This window comes from Chelatococcus reniformis (assembly GCF_014640075.1).
Classification (GTDB): domain Bacteria; phylum Pseudomonadota; class Alphaproteobacteria; order Rhizobiales; family Beijerinckiaceae; genus Camelimonas; species Camelimonas reniformis.
The window spans coordinates 1-3,794 of sequence record NZ_BMGG01000012.1 but is presented as its reverse complement, the minus strand read 5'-3'; the positions used below and the strand labels follow the sequence as shown (position 1 = coordinate 3,794).

Sequence of the window (3,794 nt, the reverse complement as noted above, 5' to 3'; positions counted from 1 at the left end):
CAACGGCCGCCTCCGAGACGAGCTTCTGAACGAGACGCTGTTCCGCTCGCTGCCACATGCCCGCGCCGTGCTCGAAGCCTGGCGGCGCGACTACAACGAAGAACAACCGCACTCGAAGCTCGGCTGGATGACGCCTCGGGCCTACGCCAGCGCCATTCGCGAAACCGCCGGCCGAAGCGCTGCGCAACCTGACAGCTCAGCGCTTCGGCCTCTTGCACTCGCCATCGACGAAGGCTCAGATCACGAAAGGACTCTCGCTTCCGCTGGATGAAAAACGGGGGTCACGTCAACTAGTGTCGCGACATGGCCGTCGAATGGCATTTCATCGCGCCGGGCAAGCTTATGCAGAACGGGTTCGTCGAGAGCTTCAATGGGCGCATGCGCGCCGAGCTCTCGAACGAGACCGTGTTCTTCGCTCTCGACGACGCACGCACTAATATAAGATCGCGGTCTGGGTCGCGGACTTCAATCTCGAGCGCCCGCATTCGGCGCTCGGCTACCTCACGTCCGCGCCCTACGTCGCCAACCTCACCGCTATGGACGATCGGCTGCGCAACTCCGACCAACTCCGCCGATCGCCTGTTGCGCGCGTATGATGCTGGCGTTGCGGCTCCATGCGTTTGCGAACGGCATTTTCTCGTCGCCCTGCATCGACCGTGCGAGCGGCCAGAACGTCGGAGTAGGGGCGTCGAAGGCTAGATCCAGATCAGAGTATTCCTCTACAGGGACGGCGCTGCCGTCAGAAGGGCGGCCTTCTTAGCAAGCTGCCCTTGCTCGTCGATCGCGGGTGGCAGAAGTTCAGATGGCCCTGGCGGGTCATCGAGGAAGGAAATCCAACCGGATCCGATGTCTAAGATCGATTTGTGCTTAACGTCATAGTATCCCTTCCGTGCGACAATATATAGCCCACTCGCGCCACAACGAGCGGCCAGAAGATGGCAGTGAAAACGGCTGCTAATTACCACGTCAGACGGGCTGAATGGCAATCCGTCCGCAAGTAAATCGCTCTTGTTCAGCAGCGATATAGAGATGCCGAGCGCCTGCTGAAGTGCCTCATGAAATATAACATCTGACTTATCAAAGAAGGATACGTAAAGTAAATCAGAAAAATCTCGACTGTATGTATGTATGTAATCCTTCATGACGCGCAGCAGAGTTGAATGCAAGTGGCTCCCGCCCATGTCGCTCTGCACATTCACTATGAGCCGCCGAGGCGAGGACGGCGCGCCCCCCACAACCGGGCTGATGAACGTATCGTCCAGCCCAGAAATGGCGACCGACTTGAGTCCCACAGATGTGAGCCAATCAAAACTCTCGATGTCGCGTGCCTCGATGAACCGAAACGTGCTCAACACCTCGTACAAGCGGTTTGTACCGTTCAGCGGCATCAAGCCGAGCCCCGTGCCGAATATCGGGACGCCCAAACTCTTGGCCAGCGCGGCCATGAAGGAGAGATGAGCGAAGTGCGCCTTCGTGATTAAGTTCAAATATCCGCCGCCCGCTAGATGGAACGATTCGATCTTATCGAGAATCCCGCCAGCTGCTGGAGGTGCCGCGAGCAGGTTGCTCGCGGCCCGCTCCCCGGCCGCCAGAAAATCATCGAGCGAATCACCACCGGAAAGGCTCGCAACTTCTGCCCTGACCGGGTGCTGGAGGTGCTTACCGAACACAATGCGGTCCGAGCCCCTGTAGCGCGCCGCTAGCCAGTCTTGCCAACTGTTGACGTACAGCTGGCCGGGCGAGGATTTAGTAGACGCATGCGCGAGCCACCTGTCCAAAATATAATCATCGCCAAAATTGCCGTTTCCACCAGCGCAGTACAATACGCGATAGCGGTTCCCCACAGCTGGCCTCGCTTTCTTGCAGGTGGATCAGAGCCGCCTGATAACACGCAGGGAAGGCCGGTGACAACTCCGCCCGCCGCTCGGCACTACGCACCGGGCGGGACCGGCGCAACGTTCACATTCAAGCCAGTGCGGGGCGCGAGCTTCTAGTAAGAAGTGTGCTGCTCAGCTTCATCAGATTAACTGGCTAAGTTGTAGAACAAGCTGATACGCCATATAAGAGCGTCGCGGACCGTCCAGAGTGCTTCGTATGTGTGCTACCGAACCTCAATTGGCTCGCGGGCCGACTGGCGTGCGATTGGCCTGGACAGTCAAACGTTCTGATGTCAATCAGGTTCCGGTTACGGAACCAATGTCGGATTGGCGATGTGCTGGTATGGAGAAGTTGCACATGCAACGAAAGGTGGTGCCGGTAATACTCTGCGGTGGCGGCGGCAAGCGGCTTTGGCCAGCGTCTCGCGGGCAGTACCCGAAGCAGTTCCTTAAGCTCACGGGAGAGTTGAGCTTATTTCAGGCCACCGCAGATCGAGTGCGGGACAGGGGCCGGTTTGAGGCGCCGATAGTCGTCGCGAATCGCGAGTACCGTTTCATTGTCGAGGAGCAGCTCGAGGAAATTGGAATTGCGCCAGACACCATCCTACTTGAGCCCGCGGCTCGAAACACCGCGCCGGCCCTTGCGGCAGCCGCAATGTACGCGACAGATCGAGTGGCCGACGCGATAATGCTGGTTCAACCAGCCGACCATATGATAGCAAATGCCGGTGCGTTCGAGAGCACGGTTCAGACGGCGGCTGCTGCGGCGGCGAAGAGCTATCTCGTGACGCTTGGCATGCAACCGACTTCGGCAGAAACGGGCTACGGATATATAAAACTGGGTGAGGCGCTGGAAGCGGGCGTTCACTCGGTCGCCAACTTCATCGAGAAGCCCGATCGCGAGACCGCGGAACGCCTTGTGTCAAGCGGGGATTACCTGTGGAACAGTGGCATGTTCGTATTTCCCGCCGCTCTTCTTATTGATGAAGTCAACATCCACATACCTGCAATCAGCGAGGTCGTGAGACGATCGTTTGACGAGCGCAGAACGGAGGGGCGGTTCTGCTATCTGAGCGACGCGTTCAATAGCGCCCAATCAATCTCCGTAGACTATGCAGTAATGGAAAGGACGCGGCGCGCGATCGTTGTGCCTGGCGCGATGAGTTGGACCGACGTGGGCTCCTGGGACGCACTCTGGGCGGTCGGCGAAAAGGACCAGCACGGGAATGTTCGGGTCGGTGAGGCGGTTCTAGTCAACGCGCGCGGCAATTATGTGCGTTCGTCGGGGCCCTTGGTTGCCATTCTCGGGGTCTCCGATCTTGCTGTTGTGGTGACTGATGATGCGGTTCTCGTGGCGCCGCGCGCCGCGAGTCAGGATGTCCGAAAGATTGTAGAAGAGTTGGACGCGCGCTCCAGCAAGGAGGCCGAGTATCCAAAGGTAGTATACCGGCCGTGGGGCCACTATGAGAGCATTCAAATCGGCGAGCGCTATCAAGTTAAGCGAATCGTGGTTAAGCCGGGCGCTCAACTCTCATTGCAAAAGCATTTCCATCGCGCTGAGCATTGGGTGGTTGTCAACGGAACGGCCGTCGTTACCCGTGAAAACGAAGAAATCCTCCTGAGAGAGAATGAATCGACCTTCTTGCCGCTTGGTTGCATGCACCGACTTTCTAATCCGGGCAAGATCCCGCTTACGCTCATCGAAGTCCAGTCTGGTGCTTACCTAGGAGAGGATGACATCGTGCGCGTTCAGGACGACTACAATCGAGCTTAATCGATTCGTTGAGGCTGCGCCGGCGCAATTAGTTGGGCTAGATGGTTAACGCCGGCTGAACCGGCCGACGCCCGGCTCAGAGCGTCTGGTTGTAGGGTCCGACCTCGGGGTTTTCGCGGAGGATGGCGTCGAGGGCGTGGAAC

At 58.3% G+C, this 3,794-nt stretch carries 2 protein-coding genes and 2 pseudogenes; 3 read left to right on the top strand and 1 reads right to left on the bottom strand.

The features are described 5' to 3' along the window. Together IEW34_RS31170 and IEW34_RS27830 are read left to right on the top strand one after the other, a co-directional pair. Positions 1-152, top strand: a pseudogene (locus IEW34_RS31170) (integrase core domain-containing protein); the annotation flags it as partial. 148 nt (positions 153-300) lie between these two features. Then, positions 301-596: pseudogene (locus IEW34_RS27830) on the top strand (integrase core domain-containing protein); the annotation flags it as partial. Positions 597-719: 123 nt separating this feature from the next. On the opposite strand, the gene IEW34_RS27825 reads toward IEW34_RS27830, so the two are convergent. Then, a complete protein-coding gene (locus tag IEW34_RS27825) occupies positions 720-1,844 on the bottom strand; it encodes a polysaccharide pyruvyl transferase family protein (RefSeq protein ID WP_188612522.1) in 1,125 nt (374 codons plus the stop codon). Between the two features lie 391 nt (positions 1,845-2,235). Between IEW34_RS27825 and IEW34_RS27820 the strand changes: the two genes are divergently transcribed. After that, entirely contained in the window at positions 2,236-3,651 is a 1,416-nt protein-coding gene (locus tag IEW34_RS27820) for a mannose-1-phosphate guanylyltransferase/mannose-6-phosphate isomerase (RefSeq protein WP_188612521.1), read from the top strand. Positions 3,652-3,794: the final 143 nt, after the last annotated feature.